Source organism: Micromonospora sp. NPDC049523, from assembly GCF_040676775.1.
Classification (GTDB): Bacteria; Actinomycetota; Actinomycetes; order Mycobacteriales; family Micromonosporaceae; genus Micromonospora_G.
In genome coordinates this window covers 157,442-177,305 of sequence record NZ_JBFAPP010000013.1, presented here as the reverse complement: position 1 = coordinate 177,305, position 19,864 = coordinate 157,442, and the positions used below count along the sequence as shown (strand labels likewise).

General features: G+C 71.2%; 20 protein-coding genes and 1 pseudogene. 8 read left to right on the top strand and 13 right to left on the bottom strand.

The genetic code is table 11. The features are described 5' to 3' along the window. Both AB0J90_RS21810 and sigB read right to left on the bottom strand, forming a co-directional pair. The gene (locus AB0J90_RS21810) at positions 1-357 is read right to left on the bottom strand and encodes a YrdB family protein (protein WP_363598511.1); all 357 of its coding nucleotides are present in this window, start codon (positions 355-357) and stop codon (positions 1-3) included. A 118-nt stretch (positions 358-475) separates the two neighbouring features. After that, positions 476-1,522 (bottom strand): RNA polymerase sigma factor SigB, encoded by a 1,047-nt coding sequence (sigB, locus tag AB0J90_RS21805; protein ID WP_363598509.1) that lies wholly within the window; start codon positions 1,520-1,522, stop codon positions 476-478. 289 nt (positions 1,523-1,811) lie between these two features. Here sigB and AB0J90_RS21800 point away from each other — a divergent pair, with 289 nt between their 5' ends. Beyond that, entirely contained in the window at positions 1,812-2,600 is a 789-nt protein-coding gene (locus AB0J90_RS21800) for a sporulation protein (RefSeq protein ID WP_363598507.1), read from the top strand. 127 nt (positions 2,601-2,727) lie between these two features. Here the strand turns inward: AB0J90_RS21800 and dtd are convergent, their stop codons facing one another. From dtd to AB0J90_RS21785, 3 genes are all read right to left on the bottom strand, one after another. Beyond that, positions 2,728-3,150 carry a D-aminoacyl-tRNA deacylase gene (gene dtd / locus AB0J90_RS21795; protein WP_363598505.1) on the bottom strand — a complete coding sequence of 141 codons (423 nt, stop codon included), beginning with the start codon at positions 3,148-3,150 and terminating at the stop codon, positions 2,728-2,730. 5 nt (positions 3,151-3,155) lie between these two features. Further along, positions 3,156-4,640 carry a methyltransferase gene (locus AB0J90_RS21790; RefSeq protein ID WP_363598503.1) on the bottom strand — a complete coding sequence of 495 codons (1,485 nt, stop codon included), beginning with the start codon at positions 4,638-4,640 and terminating at the stop codon, positions 3,156-3,158. A 65-nt stretch (positions 4,641-4,705) separates the two neighbouring features. Then, on the bottom strand, positions 4,706-5,146 hold the full coding sequence (locus AB0J90_RS21785) for a cupin domain-containing protein (protein ID WP_363598501.1): 441 nt from the start codon (positions 5,144-5,146) through the stop codon (positions 4,706-4,708). Between the two features lie 310 nt (positions 5,147-5,456). Between AB0J90_RS21785 and AB0J90_RS21780 the strand changes: the two genes are divergently transcribed. Next, positions 5,457-7,655: a tetratricopeptide repeat protein gene (locus AB0J90_RS21780; RefSeq protein ID WP_363598499.1), complete on the top strand. Its 2,199-nt coding sequence runs from the start codon at positions 5,457-5,459 to the stop codon at positions 7,653-7,655. A 7-nt stretch (positions 7,656-7,662) separates the two neighbouring features. Beyond that, positions 7,663-8,229, top strand: coding sequence for an HhH-GPD-type base excision DNA repair protein (locus AB0J90_RS21775; protein ID WP_363598497.1), 567 nt, complete (start codon positions 7,663-7,665; stop codon positions 8,227-8,229). A 37-nt stretch (positions 8,230-8,266) separates the two neighbouring features. Here AB0J90_RS21775 and AB0J90_RS21770 read toward each other — a convergent pair whose 3' ends face one another. Together AB0J90_RS21770 and AB0J90_RS21765 are read right to left on the bottom strand one after the other, a co-directional pair. Further along, positions 8,267-8,578, bottom strand: coding sequence for a hypothetical protein (locus tag AB0J90_RS21770; protein WP_326560209.1), 312 nt, complete (start codon positions 8,576-8,578; stop codon positions 8,267-8,269). A gap of 13 nt (positions 8,579-8,591) precedes the next feature. Next, a complete protein-coding gene (locus tag AB0J90_RS21765) occupies positions 8,592-8,879 on the bottom strand; it encodes a hypothetical protein (RefSeq protein ID WP_363598495.1) in 288 nt (95 codons plus the stop codon). 104 nt (positions 8,880-8,983) lie between these two features. Between AB0J90_RS21765 and AB0J90_RS21760 the strand changes: the two genes are divergently transcribed. Then, entirely contained in the window at positions 8,984-9,340 is a 357-nt protein-coding gene (locus tag AB0J90_RS21760; protein ID WP_363598493.1) for a DUF3099 domain-containing protein, read from the top strand. Positions 9,341-9,416: 76 nt separating this feature from the next. Here the strand turns inward: AB0J90_RS21760 and AB0J90_RS21755 are convergent, their stop codons facing one another. The 3 genes from AB0J90_RS21755 to AB0J90_RS21745 all read right to left on the bottom strand — a co-directional run bounded on the left by AB0J90_RS21755 (position 9,417) and on the right by AB0J90_RS21745 (position 12,290). Further along, positions 9,417-10,043 (bottom strand): hypothetical protein, encoded by a 627-nt coding sequence (locus AB0J90_RS21755; RefSeq protein ID WP_363595165.1) that lies wholly within the window; start codon positions 10,041-10,043, stop codon positions 9,417-9,419. 415 nt (positions 10,044-10,458) lie between these two features. Next, entirely contained in the window at positions 10,459-11,358 is a 900-nt protein-coding gene (locus AB0J90_RS21750) for a PfkB family carbohydrate kinase (RefSeq protein WP_363598491.1), read from the bottom strand. Next, positions 11,355-12,290: a pseudouridine-5'-phosphate glycosidase gene (locus AB0J90_RS21745; protein ID WP_363598489.1), complete on the bottom strand. Its 936-nt coding sequence runs from the start codon at positions 12,288-12,290 to the stop codon at positions 11,355-11,357. Before AB0J90_RS21745 ends, AB0J90_RS21750 begins: the two co-directional genes overlap by 4 nt. 104 nt (positions 12,291-12,394) lie before the next feature. Here AB0J90_RS21745 and AB0J90_RS21740 point away from each other — a divergent pair, with 104 nt between their 5' ends. The 3 genes and pseudogenes from AB0J90_RS21740 to AB0J90_RS21730 all read left to right on the top strand — a co-directional run bounded on the left by AB0J90_RS21740 (position 12,395) and on the right by AB0J90_RS21730 (position 15,720). Then, positions 12,395-12,613 carry a DUF3039 domain-containing protein gene (locus AB0J90_RS21740; protein WP_326560204.1) on the top strand — a complete coding sequence of 73 codons (219 nt, stop codon included), beginning with the start codon at positions 12,395-12,397 and terminating at the stop codon, positions 12,611-12,613. A gap of 40 nt (positions 12,614-12,653) precedes the next feature. Beyond that, positions 12,654-13,256, top strand: a pseudogene (locus AB0J90_RS21735) (trimeric intracellular cation channel family protein); the annotation flags it as partial. 742 nt (positions 13,257-13,998) lie between these two features. Beyond that, positions 13,999-15,720 carry a DEAD/DEAH box helicase family protein gene (locus tag AB0J90_RS21730; RefSeq protein WP_363598487.1) on the top strand — a complete coding sequence of 574 codons (1,722 nt, stop codon included), beginning with the start codon at positions 13,999-14,001 and terminating at the stop codon, positions 15,718-15,720. Positions 15,721-15,910: 190 nt separating this feature from the next. On the opposite strand, the gene AB0J90_RS21725 is transcribed toward AB0J90_RS21730, so the two are convergent. Further along, positions 15,911-16,144, bottom strand: coding sequence for a hypothetical protein (locus tag AB0J90_RS21725; protein WP_326560202.1), 234 nt, complete (start codon positions 16,142-16,144; stop codon positions 15,911-15,913). Between the two features lie 244 nt (positions 16,145-16,388). Next, positions 16,389-18,008, bottom strand: coding sequence for an RNA polymerase sigma factor (locus AB0J90_RS21720; protein WP_363598485.1), 1,620 nt, complete (start codon positions 18,006-18,008; stop codon positions 16,389-16,391). Positions 18,009-18,295: 287 nt separating this feature from the next. Here AB0J90_RS21720 and AB0J90_RS21715 point away from each other — a divergent pair, with 287 nt between their 5' ends. Beyond that, positions 18,296-19,120 carry an inositol monophosphatase family protein gene (locus AB0J90_RS21715; RefSeq protein WP_363598483.1) on the top strand — a complete coding sequence of 275 codons (825 nt, stop codon included), beginning with the start codon at positions 18,296-18,298 and terminating at the stop codon, positions 19,118-19,120. A 140-nt stretch (positions 19,121-19,260) separates the two neighbouring features. Here AB0J90_RS21715 and AB0J90_RS21710 read toward each other — a convergent pair whose 3' ends face one another. Beyond that, the gene (locus tag AB0J90_RS21710) at positions 19,261-19,776 is read right to left on the bottom strand and encodes a LytR C-terminal domain-containing protein (protein ID WP_363598600.1); all 516 of its coding nucleotides are present in this window, start codon (positions 19,774-19,776) and stop codon (positions 19,261-19,263) included. Positions 19,777-19,864: the final 88 nt, after the last annotated feature.

Genomic DNA, 19,864 nt, shown 5'->3' with positions numbered 1-19,864 from the left:
TCAACGCACCGCGCGGCCGTCGGTGTCGCTGCCCAGGCGCCACAGCATCAGTCGGTTGGCGGCGGCCAGTACCGCCAGCGCGGCGCCGAGGTAGGGACGGCCGGCGACAACCAGTACGGCGGTCGCGCTGCCGAAGACCACCCACTCCGGGACCAGGCGTACCGGGTCGGCCAGCTTCCGGTCCGATCTCGGCGCGACCCAGCGGCCCCAGATCAGCGCGGCGGCGAGCGGGAACAGCACGGCCAGCAGCAGCCGCTGCCACAGTTGTGGCTCGCCGGCCAGCCAGCCGCCGTAGGCGAGCGCGACCAGCGCGCCGAGCTCCAGCAGGAATCGCAGGCCCAGGTTCGCGATTCTCATGCCCGAACTCTCTCACCCCGTCCCCTGATCATGGCGCCGGTCGGGCCGGACACGGAAAGGACCCCTGGTCGACGCGAACCGCTGTCGACCGGAGGCCCTTCCGTACGGCCGGTGAGCGTCAGCTCGCGTACGCCTCCAGGCGGTCGGCGCGTGACGGGTGGCGGAGCTTGAGCAGGGTCACCTTCTCGATCTGCCGGATCCGTTCGCGGGAGAGCCCGAACTCCCGTCCCACCTCGTCCAGGGTGCGCTGCCGTCCGTCGTCGAGCCCGAAGCGCAGCCGGATCACCGCCTCCTCCCGTTGGGAGAGGGTGGCCAGCACGATCTCCACCTCGTTGCGCAACTGACCCTGGGAGACGGCGTCGCCCGGCTCCTCGCGCGGGTCGACCGAGGCGACGAAGTCACCGAGCGCGCTCTCGCCGTCCTCGCCGACGGCCTGGTCCAGGCTGACCGGCTCCCGGTCGTACGAGATCAGCTCGATCACCTGGAACTCCGGTACGCCCAGCGCCACGGCGACCTCGGCCACGGTGGGTTCGCGGCCGAGCGTGGTGGCGAGGTCGCGGCGGGCCCGGACCATCCGGTTGACCTGCTCGACCATGTGCACCGGGATGCGGATGGTGCGGGCCTGGTCGGCCATGGCGCGGGTGATGGCCTGGCGGATCCACCAGGTGGCGTAGGTGGAGAACTTGTAGCCCTTGGTGTAGTCGAATTTCTCGACGGCCCGGATGAGGCCGAGGTTGCCCTCCTGGATCAGGTCGAGGAAGGCCATGCCGCGGCCGGTGTAGCGCTTGGCGATGCTGACCACGAGTCGGAGGTTCGCCTCCAGCAGGTGGTTCTTCGCCAGCCGACCCTGGTCGGCCACGACGGTGAGGTCCCGCCGCAGCGCCGCGGGCGGGTCGCCGGCCAGCTTCTCCTCGGCGTAGAGACCGGCCTCGATCCGCTTGGCCAGGTCGACTTCCTGTACGGCGGTGAGCAGCTTGGTCCGGCCGATGCCGTTGAGGTAGGCGCGGACCAGGTCGGCCGACACGCCCCGCTCGTCGGTGGCGTCCAGGTCGACCAGCGTGTCCGTGGTGCTGCTGTCGACAACCAGGCTGTCGGCAACCTTGCTGTTATCGGGCCCGATGACGGCGGCCGGGTGCAGTTCGTTCTGGATCATGTTGAGGACCATCTTCAGTCGCCTCCCCGCGTCGACTAAGTGGCGCGTACCGGCAGCCCTGTGGCGCCGATGGAAACAGCTTGGCGGGCGGGGCGTGAAGCGGCGGTGAGGCGATCGTCCAGGTGGCATGAATCCGGGAGGTGATCCGGGTGACTTACCCGATTTAATGCGGTACGTCGATAATATTCTGAGCGCTCAGTCTGCGAACGAGGGCTTGCCGGGACCGGTTACTGTGCCACCGATTGGCCACCGGGCCAGCAACGAGAACCAGCAAGAGCCGAAGAAAGCCAGGGAGGACGGCGTGGTCTTCAAAAGACTGATGCAGGCGATGGGTGTAGGTGGCCCGTCCGTGGAAACCGTGCTGAACAACCCGAACTGCCGTCCGGGCGGGCAGCTCGAGGGCCGGATCCAGATCAGCGGGGGCGACCACCCGGTCGACATCGAGTACGTCGCGTTGGGCCTCGTCACCCGGGTCGAGGTGGAGAGCGGCGACGGCGAGTACGACACCACGCAGGAGTTCCAGCGCCAGCGCGCCACCGGCGCGTTCCGGCTGGAGGGCGGGCAACGGCACGAGATCCCGTTCCGCTTCGAGGTGCCGTGGGAGACGCCGATCACCGAGGTCTACGGCCAGCACCTGCACGGCATGACGATGGGGCTGCGTACCGAGTTGGAGGTGGCCCGCGCGGTGGACAAGGGCGACCTCGACGCGGTTGCCGTACATCCGTTGCCGGCGCAGGAGCGCATCCTCGACGCCCTGCTCCGGCTCGGCTTCCGGTTCACCCGGGCCGACGTCGAGCGGGGCCGGATCTACGGGGTGCAGCAGACGCTGCCGTTCTACCAGGAGATCGAGTTCTACCCGGCGCCCCAGTACGCCCGCGCCATCAACCAGCTCGAACTGAGCTTCGTCGGTACGCCCCAGCACCTCCAACTCGTCTTGGAGATCGACAAGCGGGGCGGCGTCTTCTCCGAGGGCCGCGACGCGTTCGGCCGGTTCACGGTCGACTACGCCACCGCCGACCAGACCGACTGGGCCGCCCAGCTCGACGGCTGGCTGCGCCAGTCGATGCGCCAGCGCGGCCTGTTCTTCTAGCCGTCCCACCCGGCCCGTCCCGCCCACACCTGGTGGAGCGGGCCGGGCCGGGACCGCTCAGCAATCGAGCAGGATCGTCCCCGGCCCGCTCACAGGTCGAGCAGGCTCGTGCGAGGGCCGGGACCGCTCACACGTCTAGCAGGATCGTGCACGGGCCGACGTTCACGCTCTCGACCAGCATGTGGGCCCGGAACCGGCCGGTCTCGACCGTCGCGCCGCGCGCCCGCAGCGCCTCGGCGAACGACTTCACCAACGGCTCGGCCAGCTCGGCCGGCGCCGCACCGCCCCAGCTCGGCCGCCGGCCCTTGCGGGCGTCGCCGTACAGGGTGAACTGGCTGACCACCAGCACCGGCGCCCCGACCTCCGACGCCGACCGCTCGTCGTCCAGGATCCGCAGCTCGTACACCTTGCGGGCCATCGTCTCGGCCGCCGCCGGGGTGTCGGTGTGGGTCACCCCGACCAGCACCAGCAGTCCGTCGGCGATCGCACCGACCACCTCGCCGTCGACCGTGACACTGGCCCGACTGACCGTCTGCACCACCGCGCGCACCGCGATCAGTCCGTCTCGGGGGTGATCAGACCCCGTTCCACCAGGTGCGCGATGATCGGGCCGGCCGCGTCGGCCAGGTCGTCGGCCGCCACCTCGTGCGCGATCGCCAGCACCGCCAGCTGCTCGCGCAGCGGCACCTGCCCGTCGGCTCCGCTGACCAGGGCCAGCACCAGTGGGTCCACCTCCTCGCTCCAGCGCAGCCCGTGCGGCATGGCGAGCACCTGCCGGTCCACCGCCCAGCCGTCCGGACCCATGGTCGCCTCCTGCCGCAGCTGCAACCCCTCCGCGATCCGGTAGCGGCTGGCCAGCAGCGCCTCGGTGTCGCGTACGCGCAGCCAGTCCTGGCGGTCGAACCAGCCGGCGATCTGGTCGCCCATCGGCGGCTGCACCGGTTGGCGAAGGTCCTCGACCCGGACCACCGGCTGGTCGTGCCCGCCCCGGCGCAGGTTGATCAGCCCGAAGCCGACCGCCTCCACCTTCTGCGCGTCGAACCAGTCCAGCCAGGCGGCGATCCGGTGCGGGTCGGTCGCCTCGCTCGCGTCGGCCAGCCACAGGTCGACGTACGCCATCGGGTCGGCCACCTCGCGCTGGATCACCCAGGCGTCGAGCCCGGTGCCGGCGAACCAACCGGCCACCCGCTCGCCCCAGTCCTCACCGGCGACGTGCACCCAGTTGGCGAGGTACTGCATGGTGCCGCCCTCGGTCAGCAGGTCCGGCGCTGCGGCGGCCAATTCCGCCGCGATCCCGTCGCCGACCCGTCCCGAGTCGCGGTAGCTGTGCGTGGTGGTGCCGGGCCCGACCACGAACGGCGGGTTGCTGACCACGAGGTCGAAGCGGCGACCGGCGACCGGTGCGGTCATGTCGCCGTGCAACAGCTCCCACTGCTGGCCGTTGAGCGCGGCGGTGGTCGCCGCGAAACGCAGCGAACGGGTGGAGAAGTCGGTGGCGGTCACCCGGCGTGCGTGGGTGGCCAGGTGCAGTGCCTGTACGCCGGAGCCGGTGCCGAGGTCCAGGGCGGTCTCGACCGGCCGCCGTACGGTCGCGCCGACCAGCGTGGTCGACGCCCCACCGATGCCCAGCACATGGTCGGCGGCGAGCGGACGCCCAGGTCGGGCGCTCGCCGGCACGTCGGACAGCGCCCACCAGGCGTCCCCGTACGGCTCCAGGTCGATGCCCTGGCGCAGCCCGCCGTCGGTGCGTTCGACCAGCCCGGCGGCGAGGGCGTCGGCCAGCGGCAGCGGGGCCAGGGCCGCCGCGACCGCCGCCTCCGGCTCGGTCTGTGCGCAGACGAACAGCCGGATCAGCGTGCCGAGCGGGTCCCGGTCCGCGGTGATCCGCAGCGCCGCCCGGAAGTCGTTGCGGGCCATCCCGCTGGTCGCCTGCGGACCAAGCCGGCCGGCGATGCCGCTCGACGTGTAACCGGCGTTGGTCAGTGCCGTGCGGAGCTGGTCGACGCCGGCCGCGGAGAGGAGCATGTCGTTTTCGTCCACCCCGCCATCCTGCCGGTTGGGTCCGGGCATGCCGGGCACAACCCCCGGTAGAAGCGGTTGGCGAGTCAGAGCAGCCGGAAGTCGGCGAAGTCGAAGCCCGGCGCGACCACGCAGCTCACCAGCACCGGCTGGTCACCGGCGGGCACCGCCGCCTGCCACACCCCGCCGGGGATGAGCACCTGTGGCTGCTGGCCGGCGGCCACGTCGGCGCCGAGCAGCACCTCGTCCGGGTCGGCCGCCGGCTGCTCCCCGGTGCCGCCGAAGCGCAGGGTCAGCGGTCCGCCGGAGTGCCAGAACCACAGCTCGTCCGAGCGGACCAGGTGCCAGCGGGACTCCTCACCGGGGGCGAGCAGGAACAGGATCGCGGTGGCCGCGCTGCGCGCCGCGGCGTACCCGTCGGGGTGGAAGCTGTGCGCGGACCGCCAGGTTTCGCGGAACCAGCCGCCCTCGGGGTGGCTTGCGAGGTCGAGCTGCGCGGCCAGGTCGGGCCGGTGCGGCGTGGTCACGGGTCGTTCTCCTTCTCCCGGTACGACTACCGTCCGCCACGGCCCGATGTGGGTGAGTAGCCGTGGGTGGGTCGGCGGCGGGCGCGCCGGTCGGGGTAGCCGCGACCGGACGAGCTGAGGTTAGCTGGCGGACACCGGAGCGGAGCTGCTCCGCCCGGGGCGATTCCCGGCGGACGAGGGGTGGCGTCGGAGATGGACGAATCAGACGAGGAAGGCATCCAGGCGCTCTACGGCCGCCGGACGCCGCTGCCGCCGACGTGACACCCACCCGACCGCTCGGCCGGGCATGATTGGCTCCCGGGAGGTGGACGTGGAGGTCGGTCCGCAGGCGACGCCGCGCTGGCACGTCGATGCCGCCGCCGCGCTCGGCGTACAGGTCGGCGACGGCGGCTTCCAGACGAACCTCTTCGTGGCCGCCCGCCCGCCGGTGACCTGGCCCTGCCGGGTCGGCGTGGTCCCGGCCGCGGCGGACTGCTTCCAGGACCGTGCCGTCGAGCCTTACGGCAACGGCGACTCGGACGGCACCGCGGAGCCGGTCGCCGGGGTGCGGGTGCTGGTCGGCCTGGGCGGGGTGGGCAAGACCCAGGTCGCGGCGCAACTGGCCCGTCACGCCTGGCAGGAACGCGCGGTGGACCTGCTGGTCTGGATCACCGCCCGCAGCCGGGACTCGATCGTCGCCGGTTATGCCGGGGCGGCGGCCGAGGTGCTGCCGGGCGAACGTACCGGCGGCGACGCCGACGCCCGCCGCTTCCTCGCCTGGCTGGCCCAGACCGAGCGGCGCTGGCTGATCGTGCTCGACGACCTTTCCGACCCGGCCGACCTGCACGGACTCTGGCCACCGCAACCGGTGACCGGGCACACCGTGGTGACCACCCGGCGCCGGGACACCGCCCTGGTCGGGGCCGGTCGTCGGCTGGTCGAGGTCGGTCTGTTCACCCCGGACCAGGCCACCCGCTACCTCGTCGGGAAGACCGGTCGCGACGACGAGGCGGGACAGGCCCGGCTGCTCGCCGCCGAGCTGGGTCACCTGCCGCTGGCCCTGGCCCAGGCCGCCGCCTACCTGGCCGACCGGGGACTGGGCTTCGGCGACTACCGACGCCGGCTGGTCGACGCCCGGCGCAGGCTGCCGGAACTCCTGCCCGAGCCGGGCGCGCTGCCGGACGACCACCGCGAGACGGTGGCCGCCACCTGGGCACTCTCCGTCGAACTCGCCGACCGGCTGCACCCACCGGGTCTGGCCCGGTCGATGCTCCACCTGCTCAGTCTGCTGGACCCGAATGGCGTCCCCGCGCCGGTGCTCACCACCCAGGTGACCCTTGACCACCTGCGGCACGCCCGGCCGGTCGAGCATGCGGGGGAGCGGGCCGTGGACGCCGAGGATGCCAGCGACACGCTGTACGGCCTGCACCGCGTCAACCTGATCAGTTTCGAACCCGCCCAGGCGGCTCGGGCCGTCCGGGTACACGGCCTGGTGCAGCGGGCCACCCGGGAACAGTTGCGCCCCGAACAGTTCCGGCTGGCGGCGCTCACCCTGGCGGACGCCCTCCACCGCACCTGGCCGGAGATCGAGCGGGACAGCGCCCTCGGCCAGGTACTCCGAGCCAACGCGGAAACCCTCGACCGCCACGCCGACCCGTTGCTGTGGGATCCCGAGCCGCATCCGCTGTTGTGGCGGACCGGCCGGAGCCTCAGCGAATCCGGTCTCGCCGCCGACGCGCTGGTCTACTGGCAACGGCTGCGCGACCGTGCCGAAGCGCGGCTCGGTGCCGATCACGCCGACACCCTGACCGCGCGCCACCATGTTGCGTACGCCCTGGGCCAGAACGGTGAGCCGGTGGCGGCCGTGGCCGCGTACGAGCGGCTGTTGGCGGACCGGTTGCGGGTCGACGGGGCGGACGACCGGGAGACCCTGGTCTGCCGGGGCAATCTCGCCAACTGGCGGGGCACCGCGGGTGAACCGGAGCGGGCCGCCCGTGAGTTCGGTGAGGTGTTGGCCGATTTCCTCCGGCTCCTCGGCTCGGACCACTTCGACACCCTCAACGCCCGGCACAACCTGGCCTTCTGGCGAGGCAGGGCGGGGGACCCGGCCGGTGCCCTGGTCGCCTTCGAGCAGTTGCTGGAGGATTTGTCGAGGGTGCTGGGCCCGGATCATCCGAACACCCTCAACACCCGTTACAACGTGGCCTTCTGGCGCGGTCTGGCCGGCGACCCCGCCGGTGCCCGGACCGCCTCCGCCCTGTTGCTGGCCGATCGGGTACGGGTCCTCGGGCCCGACCACCCCAGCACCCTCACCACCCGCTACAACCTCGCCCGGTGGCGGGGCGAGGCCGGTGATCCGGCGGGCGCGGTGGCGGAACTGGAGGAACTGCTCGTCGACCGGATCCGGGTGCTCGGCGCCGACCACCCGCACACGGATCGCACCCGTACCAGACTCGCCTACTGGCGGGCCCAGGTCGATGGTGCCGAGCCGGCCGTGCCGCTGGTCCAGCCGAAGCCGTACCCGGCATGATGGGGGCATGAGCTTCTCGTTGCCGATCGCCCCCGAGGCGAACGCGCTGCTGGACCGGGACCCACTGGCGGTGGTGATCGGCCTGACGCTTGATCAGCAAGTGACGATGGAGAAGGCGTTCACGTCTCCGCACGTACTCGTGCAGCGGCTCGGGCACGAGCCGACCGCGGCCGAGTTGGCCGACTTCGACCCGGACGAACTGCTCGCGATCTTCGCGACCCCGCCGGCACTGCACCGCTTCCCGAAGGCGATGGCGGCACGGGTCCAGGAGGTGTGCCGGGTCATCGTCGACCGGTACCACGGTGACCCCGCCGCGCTGTGGCGGGACGTGTCGGACGGCGCCGAGCTGTTCAAGCGGATCGTGTCGCTGCCGGGCTTCGGCAAGCAGAAGGCACAGATCTTCGTGGCCCTGCTCGGCAAGCAGTACGGCGTACAGCCCGACGGCTGGCGCGAGGCTGCCGGCGGCTACGGCGACGAGGGCGCGTACCGCTCGGTCGCGGACATCGTCGACGACGAGTCGCTGGCGAAGGTGCGCGCCTACAAGAAGGAGATGAAGGCAGCCGCCAAGGTCTGAGCGCGGCTCGCCCGACGGTGGCGCGGGTGGTGGCGGGTCAGGCGGCGGTCGGGTGGGCGAGCGCGGCCAGCGCCCGGCGTACGTCAGCCAGGGACACCGTCGCCGAGTCGTCCAGGTCGGCCAGGCCCGCCTCGATCCACTGCCGCATCAGGGTGGTGACCCCGATGCCACGGGCGTCGGCGGCGGCGCGGACCCGTTCGTAGGTGTCCAGCGGCAGCCGTACGGACCGGCTGACCATCGGCACGTCCGTGTCGGGCGTCGGCAGGTCGACCGGCTGACTGTCGTCGATCAGGTCCGCGAGCCGGTCGCCGCCCTCGTGGAAGTGCTTGGTCGCGTCGTGTCGGTTCATCGTCACCGCCTCCTCATCGTCGCCATCCCCGGATCGCCTCGTCGTAGCGCTTGGACTCGCTGTCGCTGAGGTCGCGTGCGGAGAGGACGTCCCAGTCGTTGTCGCTGTGGTCGGCCTCGGCGAGCAGGATGGCCAACCGGCGTCCGCGGCGTGCGGTCGCGTACATGACCATCACGTCGTCGCCGAGGTGTCGGATGACCCGCCGCGAGCTGTGCAGGGCCTCCCAGACCTCGCCGGGGGTGACGCCGTAGACCTTCAGGTTGCCCAACGCCTCGTCGGTGAAGCTGAACCTGCTGCCCACGGCGAGAGCGTACCACGTACGTAACACGGAAGAGAGCAGTCCGCTTTTCGTCGGCACCGTCGACGAAGTGCGAGGATGGAGCGGCATCCCCTGCGAGGAGGACCGTGGTGAAGCACCAGGCGTACCAGCCGATCCTGATCACCGACGCCTCACGCAGCCAGCAGGATCAGCTGCACAGCCGCCAGGTGCGCTACGTGGTGATGATGTCGATCCGCGTCGTCTGCATCGTCGCCGGTGCCATCCTGGTCGGCGTCAAGGCACCCCTGCTCTGGCTCTGGCTGCCACTCTGTGCCGTCGGCATGGTCCTCGTACCCTGGCTGGCCGTGCTGCTCGCCAACGACCGGCCGCCAAAGGAGGAGCACCGCTTCGGCGCCCGCCGTCGCCAGCGTCACCTGGACGACACCCCGCCACGCAGCCTCCCCGCCGAACGTCCCCACCCCGTAATAGACGCCGAACCCTAAACCCCAAACTTCCGCGTACGCGAAAAGCCGGGCCCCCTTCACAGGGGACCCGGCTTCTGTTCGCTATTCGTGTTGCTTACTTGGTCCAGACGTCCTGCACGATGTGCGCGGCCTGGTTCTCCCACTGCGCGTACGCATCCGGGAACGCCGACACCTGAACCTTCTGCGCCGCATCCGTCAGCGGCATGTCCTGCCAACCATCAACCTGCTTCAGGTTGCTCAGGAACGCGGTCGAGGCGTAGGTGGGGTCGGTGATCTGCTCAGGCGTACCCCAACCCGAACTGGGTCGCTGCTGGAACAGACCCAGCGAGTCGTGGTCGTTCATGTCACCCAGATGACCCAGGTTCTCCAGCTTCGACTCCTGCATCGAGGTCGCAACCGCGATCACGGCACCACGCTCACCCATACCCAGCTTCTTCGCCGTCTCGACAATCGCCTTGGCGTTGTCGGTCTGGTCCTTGCTCAGGTCGATGCTCGACTGCGCACCCTGCGTACCATGCGGCACGAGCTTGTCCATACCCGGCTTGTCACTGGTCACCTGCGCGACCGTGGTCATCGCCGGGGCGGCATGCTCAGCCGGGGACGCGAACACGTGACCCACAGGCCCCGCAACCGCACCACCAACAAACGCCAGGCTGGCAACACCCAGAGCGGTCTTACGAACAAACGAAGTCTTGGTAACAGCGGTGAAAGTCGTCTTCACGATGGTTCACCTTCCATTCGGGGGTACCCGACGCGCGCCCACAGGGGAAAAGGGCGCTGGCGTACGGGGAAAGAAGTACGAGGCCACAGCCGGCACGAGGCGAGAACACAACCCCGGCGCTGCTCCGGTCGTACGCGATGTATAACCGCCCCGGGCCCGCCAACATTCCGCCAACCCGCCCCCGACGAGAGTTGATCAAGCCCAAAAACCTCGCACACCCGACACCCAACCCACATGGAAACCCTGATGTAGAGAAAGAGGGGCTATCCACAACCGGATAACCCCTCATTCACTGAAAGAGCGCCCAGGTCGGGTTTCGGGGGCGGCGTGCCCCGCGTCGGGATCAAGCTTGACCGCCCAGAGCGGGGTACGCCGCCCCCGAAACCCCACCCGCGCGCCGCCCCCGAAACCAAGCTCAAACCACAGGCCGAGCACCAACCGCAGACACCGCCAACCCACCAACCTCGCCAGCCCACCTCAGCGCCTCACCCGGCCCCAAGCCACGAGTCCAAGCCGCCAGCAGACCAGCCGCGAACGCATCCCCCGCCCCGGTCGCATCCACTACCCGCACCCGCCGCACCACCGCCTCGACGGTCGGACCACCCCGAGACGCCCAGACCGCTCCGTCCCCGCCCCGTTTCACCACGGCGTGCCTGACCACACCCGTCAACGCCTCCGCCTGGGCTCGCGCGGTTTGCGACCCGGCGAGCACCTCCGCCTCGTCCGCGTTGGCGAGCAGCAGGTCGGCGTCGCGTACCCACTCCAGGAAGGCCGCCGCGCCGACCTGCCGCAGCGGCTCGGCGGACGCCGCGTCGACGCTGGTGGTGAGCCCGCGCTCGCGCGCCGCGGCCAGCGCGTGCTGGCCGGCGTCGCGGGAACCGGCGTCCAACAGCGTGTACGCGGACAGGTGCAGGTGCCGGGCGTCCGGTGCGGCGTCCAGGGCCGCGTCCAGGTCGGCCGGCGCCAGCCGCAGGTTTGCACCCCGTTCGCTGATCATCGTGCGTTCACCGGCCCCGGCGAGCACGATCACCGTGCCGGTCGGCGCGTCGGCGCAGCGGCGTACGGCGCAGTCGACCCCGGCTTCGGTCAGTTCCGCCACCCGTGCGCGCCCGGCCTCGTCGTCGCCGACCACGGCGACCAGGGTCACCGGGTTGCCCCGCGAGGCCAGCCAGGCCGCGGTGTTCGCGGCCTGGCCGCCGCCGGTGAGGCGGATGGCGGCCGGGGTGTCGGAGCCGGTCGCCAGCGGCCCGGAGAGCACCGCGAGGACGTCGGTGACGATGTCGCCGACCGCGATGATCCGTGCCGCCCCGGTCATCCGGCGCTGGTGTCCGTCCGGGCCGCCGCTGCCACCGCGATCTGGCCGGCCAGGGCCGCGTTGCGCAGGATGATCCGTACGTTGACCGCCAGGCTCGCGCCGCCGGTGGAGGAGTGGAAGTGGGAGAGCAGGAACGGGGTCACCGCCTTGCCGGTCACCCCGTCGCGGGACATCAGGGCCAGCCCGTCGGCCAGGGTCCGGTCGTGCAGGTCCGGGTCGAGTTGCTCGTCGACCGGCAGCGGGTTCGCCACGATCACACCTCCCGCCTGTACGCCGTGGTCCGCCCGCGCGGCCAGCACCGCGGCGATCTGCTCCGGCGTTTCCACCGACCAGTCCAGGGTGAAGCCGCTGTCGGTGATGAAGAAGCCGGGGAAGTGGTGGGTGCGGTAGCCGAGCACGGTGACGCCGAGCGTCTCCAGCCGTTCCAGCGTGGCACCGACGTCGAGGATCGACTTCACCCCGGCGCAGACCACCGCGATCGGGGTCCGGGCCAGTGCGGTCAGGTCGGCCGACTCGTCGAAGGTCTGCGCCGCCTCGCGGTGTACCCCGCCCAGGCCACCGGTGGCGAAGACGCCGATGCCGGCTGCGGCGGCGACCGCGCTGGTCGCGGCGACCGTGGTGGCGCCGTCCGCGCCGGTCGCGGCGGCCACGGCCAGGTCGCGTACGGAGAGTTTCGCCACCCCGTCCGTGCTGGCCAGCCGGGTGAGCTGGTTGTCGTCCAAGCCGACCACCAGTTCGCCCTCGACCATGCCGATGGTGGCGGGTACGGCGCCGGTGGACCGGACCGCCTGTTCGATCTCCCGGGCGACCCGGAGGTTGTCGGGCCGGGGCAGCCCGTGCGAGACGATGGTGCTCTCCAGCGCCACGATCGGGCGCCCGTCGCGTCGGGCGTCGGCAACCTCGGCGCCGTAGCGGATGTTGAACTTGGTCACGTTGATCACCGTACGGGGCCGGTCGGTGGGTGTTCCGGTGGACCCTGCGGCAGTGACCTGCCAAACTGGAAAGTTGCGGGGTCATTCTGGGAGGTAATGCCGACGTGAGCACCGAGGTTCTTGAGCGTCCGGAACTGAAGGACGCGGACACCGGGCCGGAGATGTTTCATTATGTCCGGAAAGAGAAGATCGCTGAAAGTGCGGTCATGGGTACGTTCGTCATCGCTCTCTGCGGCGAGACGTTCCCTGTGACCAAGGCGGCCAAGCCGGGTTCACCGGTCTGCCCGCAGTGCAAGGAGATCTACGAGTCGATGCGTGACTGACCCGCCGACCCGTTCCATCGACAGCGCGTAACATTCTGCGGTGACCACCTCCACCGCCCTGCTACTGGCCGACCTGACTGGCGTGGCCGTGTTCGCCGCGTCCGGGGCGTCGGCGGCGGTGGTCAAGCGGCTCGACCTCTTCGGCGTGGTTTTTGTCGGCTTCGTCGCCGCGTTGGGCGGCGGGATCTTCCGTGACCTGGTGATCGACGAGGTCCCGCCGCTGGCCTTCGCCGACTGGCGGTACGCGGTCACCGCCGCGCTCACCGCAGCCGCGGTCTTCTGGCTGCATCCGCAACTGGCCCGGCTGCGTACGGCGGTCCTGATCCTCGACGCGGCCGGGCTGGGCCTGTTCACCGTCACCGGCACGCTGAAGGCGCTCGCGGCCGACGTGCCGCCGGTCGGCGCCGTACTGATCGGCATGCTCACCGCGATCGGTGGTGGTCTGGGGCGGGACCTGCTCACCGGGGAGATCCCGGTGGTGCTGCGGCGGGAGATCTACGCGGTCGCTGCCCTGGCCGGGTCGATCGTGGTGGTTGCCCTGGACTACGCCGGAGTGACCGGACCGCTGCCCCTGGTCGCGGCGGTGGTGCTCATCTTCGGCCTGCGCCTGGTGGCGCTGCGCCGACGCTGGTCGGCACCGGTCCCGTTGGTCGTCGTACCGGGAACCGGACACCCGGTCCCGACCCGCCGACGGCGGTCCCGGCGGTCTACCGGTGCGTCGCACCGCACGGCCGCAACCGCTCGGGACCGCGCCGCGTCAGCCACCCCGGATCCGACCACACCAGCGCCGTCCGACCACACCGCCGCGACCATGCCGGACCAGACCGCCGCAGCGGTGCCGGATCCCAGCGCAGCGCCGGGGCGTGCCGCCGTACACGTGCCGGATCCCACCGTCGCGACGGTGTTGGACCGTGGCGCCCCCCAGGTTCCGGCCCGTGCCGCTGGTCCGGCGCCCGAGAGTGCGGGGCCGGCCCGTGCGGCTGGTCTCGCGCCCGAAAGACCAGGGCCGGCCCGTGCGGCTGGTCTCGCGCCCGAAAGACCAGGGGCGGACCGTGCGGCTGGTCTCGCGCCCGAAAGACCAGGGGCGGACCGCGCGGCTGGTCTTGCGGCCGATAGACCGGGGGCGGACCGCGCGGCTGGTCTTGCGGCCGATCGTGCCGGTTCATCGCCGTCCGAGCGTGGGGTCGAGCACCGGGGAGTGTGACCAACGGTGCGGTGGTGTCGCCTGGGGCGGTCCGGCTCCGCTGGTTATGCTGGGGCGGCCTTCGCGCGCCACCTGGGTCGCGGAGGCGTTTTCATGGTCCACCGTTACCGCTACCACCGCCGCGCCGCGGCCCTCCGGTCCGCGAGCGCGCGGTCCCGGTAGCCGAAGGGGAGATTCTCGCGTGGGTGCCCGACTGCCGGCGATCGACACCTTTCCGGCGCTGCGGGACTGGCAGCGCAAGGCGCTGGTGGGATACCTGCGACGGCGTTCCGAGGACTTCATGGCGGTCGCCACCCCCGGTGCGGGCAAGACCACCTTCGCCCTGCGGATCGCCGCCGAACTGCTCGCCGACGGGACCGTCGAAGCGGTCACCGTGGTCGCACCGACCGAGCACCTCAAGACCCAGTGGTCGCTGGCTGCCGCGCGGGTGGGTATCCAACTCGACTCCGCGTTCCGCAACGCCGACCTGCACTCCTCCACCGACTTCCACGGCGCGGTGGTGACGTACGCGCAGGTGGGCATGGCGCCGCAGGTGCACCGTCGGCGCACGATGACCCGGCGGACGCTGGTGATCCTGGACGAGGTGCACCACGCCGGTGACTCCCGCACCTGGGGGGACGGGGTGAAGGCGGCTTTCGAGCCGGCCGTACGTCGCCTGATGCTCACCGGTACGCCGTTCCGCTCCGACGACAACCCGATCCCGTTCGTCACGTACGAGCGGGGCGGCGACGGGCTGCCCCGCTCCCGCTCCGACTCGACCTACGGGTACGCCGACGCGCTCCGCGACGGCGTGGTGCGCCCGGTGATCTTCCTCGCGTACTCGGGTGAGACGCGGTGGCGTACGAACGCGGGCGACGAGCTGGCGGCCCGGTTGGGTGACCCGATGACGCCGGACCTGATCGCGCAGGCGTGGCGTACGGTGCTGGACCCGGCCGGCGACTGGATGCCGCAGGTGCTGCGGGCCGCGGATGCCCGGCTCCAGGTGCTCCGGGCGGGCGGGATGACCGACGCGGGCGGCTTGGTGATCGCCACCGACCAGCAGGCGGCTCGGGCGTACGCCCGGCTGATCGAGCGGGTCACCGGGGAGAAGGCCGTGGTGGTGCTCTCCGACGACGTGGGCTCGTCGGCCCGGATCGCCGCTTTCGCCGAGTCGGACCAGCGCTGGATGGTCGCCGTACGGATGGTCTCCGAGGGCGTCGACATCCCCCGGCTAGCCGTCGGCGTCTACGCGACCAGCGCTTCGACCCCGCTCTACTTCGCCCAGGCGATCGGGCGGTTCGTCCGGGCCCGCCGGCCGGGGGAGACCGCGTCGGTTTTCCTGCCGAGCGTGCCGCACCTGCTGGGGCTGGCCAGCGAGCTGGAGGCCGAGCGTGACCACGTGCTCGGGGAGCCCAAGAAGCGGGAGGGCTTCGAGGACGACCTGCTCGAACGGGCCCAGCGCGAGGAGAAGGCCAGCGGCGAGCTGGACAAGCGGTTCGAGGTGCTCGAGGCGACCGCCCACCTCGACCAGGTGATCTTCGACGGGGCCTCGTTCGGCACCACGGCCCAGGCCGGTACGCCGGAGGAGGAGGAATATCTGGGGCTGCCCGGCCTGCTCACCGCGGACCAGGTGTCGGTGCTGCTGAACAAGCGTCAGGCCGAGCAGGCGGCGGCGAAGCGACGCCGGGCGGCGAACGAGCCGGTGCCGGCGCCCCGCGAACCGACCGCGCCGCGCAGTGCGGCGGAGCGCCGGGTCACCCTGCGCCGCCAGCTCAACACCCTGGTCGCAGCCCACCATCACCGTACGGGCCTGCCGCACGGGAAGATCCACGCGGAGCTGCGCCGGCTCTGTGGTGGCCCGCCGAGCGCTCAGGCGACCATCGAGCAGCTCGAGGAGCGGATCGCCACGATCCAGACGCTCTGACCGGGCCGAAGACGGACTCGGAGACGCCCGCGCCGCCACGATCGGCGGTACGGGCGTCTCCGGGTACGGTGCGCCGCTTGTCCCGTCCGTACCGGGCAGGGCGTGCCCAGCCGGTTTGTCGGACGGGGATAGATAGACGACCGGAGGTGCCCGTCAGGGGCGCCTCCGGCCGACTATGTGGGGTTTCGTATCAGTTCGCCATCAGATCGGCGCCACGCCACGTGAAATCTGGGTCAGCCGCGAACCGGACCGTGATCTTCACCAGATCTTCGGCGTACTTGTTCGCGTGATGTCCACAGAACACCAGCTCGCTCCCACCCGCGAGGGTGATCCGGAGCTTGCCGGCGGCGTTGCAGCGGTCGCACCGTTCATCGGCGGCTGGGGGAGCCACCGTTGCGGGCGGCGGCGTGAGGGTCGGGGTCATCGCCTTCCTCCTCGGGTCGTCACCGATGAACACTCTCTTCGGTCGTTGCTCACCTATCGTGCAACACCCTGGCGGGGTGTGGCCTTCCCAGTGTGCCCGCGGGGGACCGAGGTCACACGTGGTAGAGACAGTGTGCCGTGCACCAAGGGTGCCACGTCAACGATCACAACCGGGAAACCGGCCGATCGCTATCGGGTGTTGTACACCTGGTGATCAAAGCGACACAACTGGTTGACGTTTTGGCTCAGTCCAGATAGTCCCGCAGTACCTGGGAACGGGACGGATGGCGCAGTTTCGACATCGTCTTCGACTCGATCTGCCGGATCCGCTCGCGGGTGACCCCGTACACCTGACCGATTTCGTCCAGGGTGCGAGGCTGCCCGTCGGTGAGTCCGAAGCGCAGTCGTACCACCCCGGCCTCCCGCTCGGAGAGGGTCTGGAGCACCTGCTGGAGCTGGTCCTGCAGGAGCGAGAAGGAGACCGCGTCGACCGCGACCACCGCTTCGGAGTCCTCGATGAAGTCGCCGAGCTGGCTGTCGCCCTCGTCGCCGATGGTCTGGTCGAGCGAGATCGGCTCCCGCGCGTACTGCTGGATCTCCAACACCTTTTCAGGTGTGATGTCCATCTCCTTCGCCAGCTCCTCCGGGGTGGGCTCGCGGCCCAGGTCCTGGAGCAGCTCGCGCTGGATCCGGCCCAGCTTGTTGATCACTTCGACCATGTGCACCGGGATGCGGATGGTGCGGGCCTGGTCGGCCATGGCGCGGGTGATGGCTTGGCGGATCCACCAGGTGGCGTAGGTGGAGAACTTGTAGCCCTTGGTGTAGTCGAACTTCTCGACGGCCCGGATGAGGCCGAGGTTGCCCTCCTGGATCAGGTCGAGGAAGGCCATGCCGCGGCCGGTGTACCGCTTGGCCAGGGAGACCACGAGTCGGAGGTTCGCCTCCAGCAGGTGGTTCTTCGCCCGTTCGCCGTCGCGGGAGATCCAACCGAGGTCGCGCGTCATCTGGATGACGAGCTTCTCCTCGCCCTCCTCGGCCGCGCGCAGGCGCTCGGCGGCGTAGAGGCCGGCCTCGATCCGCTTGGCAAGCTCGACCTCCTGCTCGGCGTTGAGCAGCGGGACCTTGCCGATCTGCTTGAGGTACGCCCGGACCGAGTCGGCGGAGGCGGTCAGCTCGGCGTCACGACGCGCCTGCTTGAGCGCCTCGGACTCCTCGTCGTCCCATTCGAAGTCGTTGTCGGTGGCGGCGCTGGCCGCGTCCGACTCGGCCGCCTGGGTCAGCTCGGCCGGCTCCTCGACGACGACGTCCTCGATCTCGGCGGCGAGCTCTTCGGGATCGATCTCGCCGTCGACGCCGCCGTCTTCGGCCGACTTCGGCTTGGCCGCGGTTTTGGTGGCCTTCACGGCCCCGGTCGCGCCCGCAGCGGCCCCGGCCGCCTTCGTGGCCCTGCCCACCCGGGCGGCGGCCTTGGCGGGCGTCTCAGCGGGTTTACCGGCCTCGCTGGCGGCGCGGGGGGCTGCCGCCTTGCGAGCCGGGGTCGCCTCGTCCGCGCCGGTGGCCTGCTTGGGGGCGGGCGACGCCTTCTTGGCCGTGGCCTTGGCAGTGGTGGCCCGCGAGGCGGGAGTGGCCGATCGAGCCGCGGCGACCCGGCGACGGGTGCTCGCGGAGCCGTCGACCACGACGGTCACGCCCGCGTCGGAGAGCGCCCGTAGGATCTTCTTGGCCTGGGCCGGAGTCACCTCAGCGGACTCGACCGTGCGCGCCAGCTCTGCCGACGTGAGCTGGCCGCCGGCGTTTTGCGCGTGGGCGATCAGGGTGTCGGTGAGGGAGCGTACGTCGGCGCCGGTGTGGCGGGGTTCTGTCACGAATGACCTTCCGGAGGCGATGAGCGAGCACGGCCGGGTCGGCCAGCGCAGCGCTAGGCGTCGTGCCGGACCGATGTGGTTGAGGGACCCCCGAGTCCCGGGCCGGCCGGTGTCGGCGGTCCGTGGCGCGTGGGCAGGCGTGAATTGTAACGCCGTCTGCGGGGTTCCTCCCGCGCCGCACGCCGAAACGGCGGCTGGAGGCCGCCGACTCGGAGCGCATGTGGACTTTGTAAGGATGATACTCGCGTCCGGCGCGGACGTCGCAGCCTGTGCGAGAAGGGGACGCCATGGGTAGCAGCCGGCCCACCGCCGAGGAACTGCTGGAGCTGGCGCTGGAGGTGGCCCGGTCGGCCGCCGACACGGCCCGCCGGATGCGCGCCGAGGGGGTTTCCGCGGTGGCCACCAAGAGCACCGCGACCGACGTGGTCACCGCCGCCGACAGGGCGGTGGAACGGCAGGTCGTCGCGGCCCTGCGGCAGGTGCGGCCGGACGACACGGTGCTCGGCGAGGAGTACGGCAGCACCGCCGGCCCCGCTCCGTCCGGCCCGGGCGCCGTCCGGTGGATCCTGGACCCGATCGACGGCACCGTGAACTACCTGTACGGGCTGCCCCAGTACGCCGTGTCGCTCGCCGCCGAGCTGGACGGCGAGGTGGTGGCGGGGGTGGTCCGGAACGCCGCGACCGGGGACGAATGGACCGCCACCCTGGGCGGCGGCGCCTGGCAGGACGGCCGCAAGCTCAGCGGCTCGACCGAGACCGATCTCGGCCAGGCGCTGGTCGCCACCGGCTTCGGCTACGACCCGGCCCGCCGGGCGCACCAGGCCGGGGTGCTGGCCGGACTGATCACCCAGGTACGCGACGTCCGCCGGTTCGGGGCGGCCGCCATTGACCTCTGTCTCGCCGCCGAGGGCAGCGTCGACGCCTACTACGAGAAGGGCCTCAACCACTGGGACCACGCGGCCGGTGGACTGATCGCGGCCGAGGCCGGGCTGCGGGTCGCCGGACTGGCCGGTGCGGCACCCGGACCGGATTTGGTCATCGCCGCACCGCCGGCCCTGTTCGATCCGCTGCACGAGCGGCTGGCCCGGCTCGACGCCGCCGGGGGACCGTGACCCGCGGGGCAGACCGTGACCTGCCGGGTCGAGCAATCCACCTGTTCGGGTGGCACTGCTCCACCCTTCGGTGGAACGAAACCGGCCCCGCCCCCCGCGGTTCGTGGGGTCGGGGCCGGTGACGGTCGGCTAGCGGCGGATCACTTCTCTTCCTTCGCCGGGCAGGTGCCCGGCTCCAGCTTCGGCGAACCGAGCCCGGTCAGGGCCTGGTTGACCTCAGTGGTGGTGGCGAGCTGCGTGTAGCTGTTGCCGATCACCACGTCCACGGTGTCGTCCTCGCGGTTGGGGTCGTACTCCGGCTCGGCCTCGTCCAGGAAGTACGCCTTCAGCAGGTGGGCCGAGGCGATCCCCTTGGGGCCGTACCGCAGCACCGCCACCCCGTCGACCCGCTTCGGGTCGTTGCCCTGCTTGACGACCTGGAACTTCCGGTTCTTGAAGTCCGTCGCGACGTTCGAGGCGAGCGCGGGCGTGTCGGTCGCATTGTAGACAGCGATCTTGACGTCCTTGGCCTCTCGCAGCGCGATGTTGGCCCGCTTGAACCCGGCCGGGCAGGCGTCTTCGGCTGCGGCACCGCTCTGCGTGTCGCGGATCAGGGCGGCACCGACGAAGACCAGGGCGAGCACCGCCAGCACCCCGACGACGACAAACGCGCGCACCCGGGCAAAACTCATCTGGTTGGCTCCCGTACAGGTGTGGACCGGTGGTACCGATCGGCCGGTGAGACCTGGCCGCCGTCGGCTACCG

Bases quoted from the DNA above. Each gene is read 5' to 3' on its own strand.
- AB0J90_RS21810 (WP_363598511.1), bottom strand. From the start codon at position 357: ATGAGAATCGCGAACCTGGGCCTGCGATTCCTGCTGGAGCTCGGCGCG.
- sigB (WP_363598509.1), bottom strand. From the start codon at position 1,522: ATGGTCCTCAACATGATCCAGAACGAACTGCACCCGGCCGCCGTCATC.
- AB0J90_RS21775 (WP_363598497.1), top strand. From the start codon at position 7,663: ATGAGCTTCTCGTTGCCGATCGCCCCCGAGGCGAACGCGCTGCTGGAC.
- AB0J90_RS21770 (WP_326560209.1), bottom strand. From the start codon at position 8,578: ATGAACCGACACGACGCGACCAAGCACTTCCACGAGGGCGGCGACCGG.
- AB0J90_RS21750 (WP_363598491.1), bottom strand. From the start codon at position 11,358: ATGACCGGGGCGGCACGGATCATCGCGGTCGGCGACATCGTCACCGAC.
- AB0J90_RS21725 (WP_326560202.1), bottom strand. From the start codon at position 16,144: ATGACCCCGACCCTCACGCCGCCGCCCGCAACGGTGGCTCCCCCAGCC.
- AB0J90_RS21715 (WP_363598483.1), top strand. From the start codon at position 18,296: ATGGGTAGCAGCCGGCCCACCGCCGAGGAACTGCTGGAGCTGGCGCTG.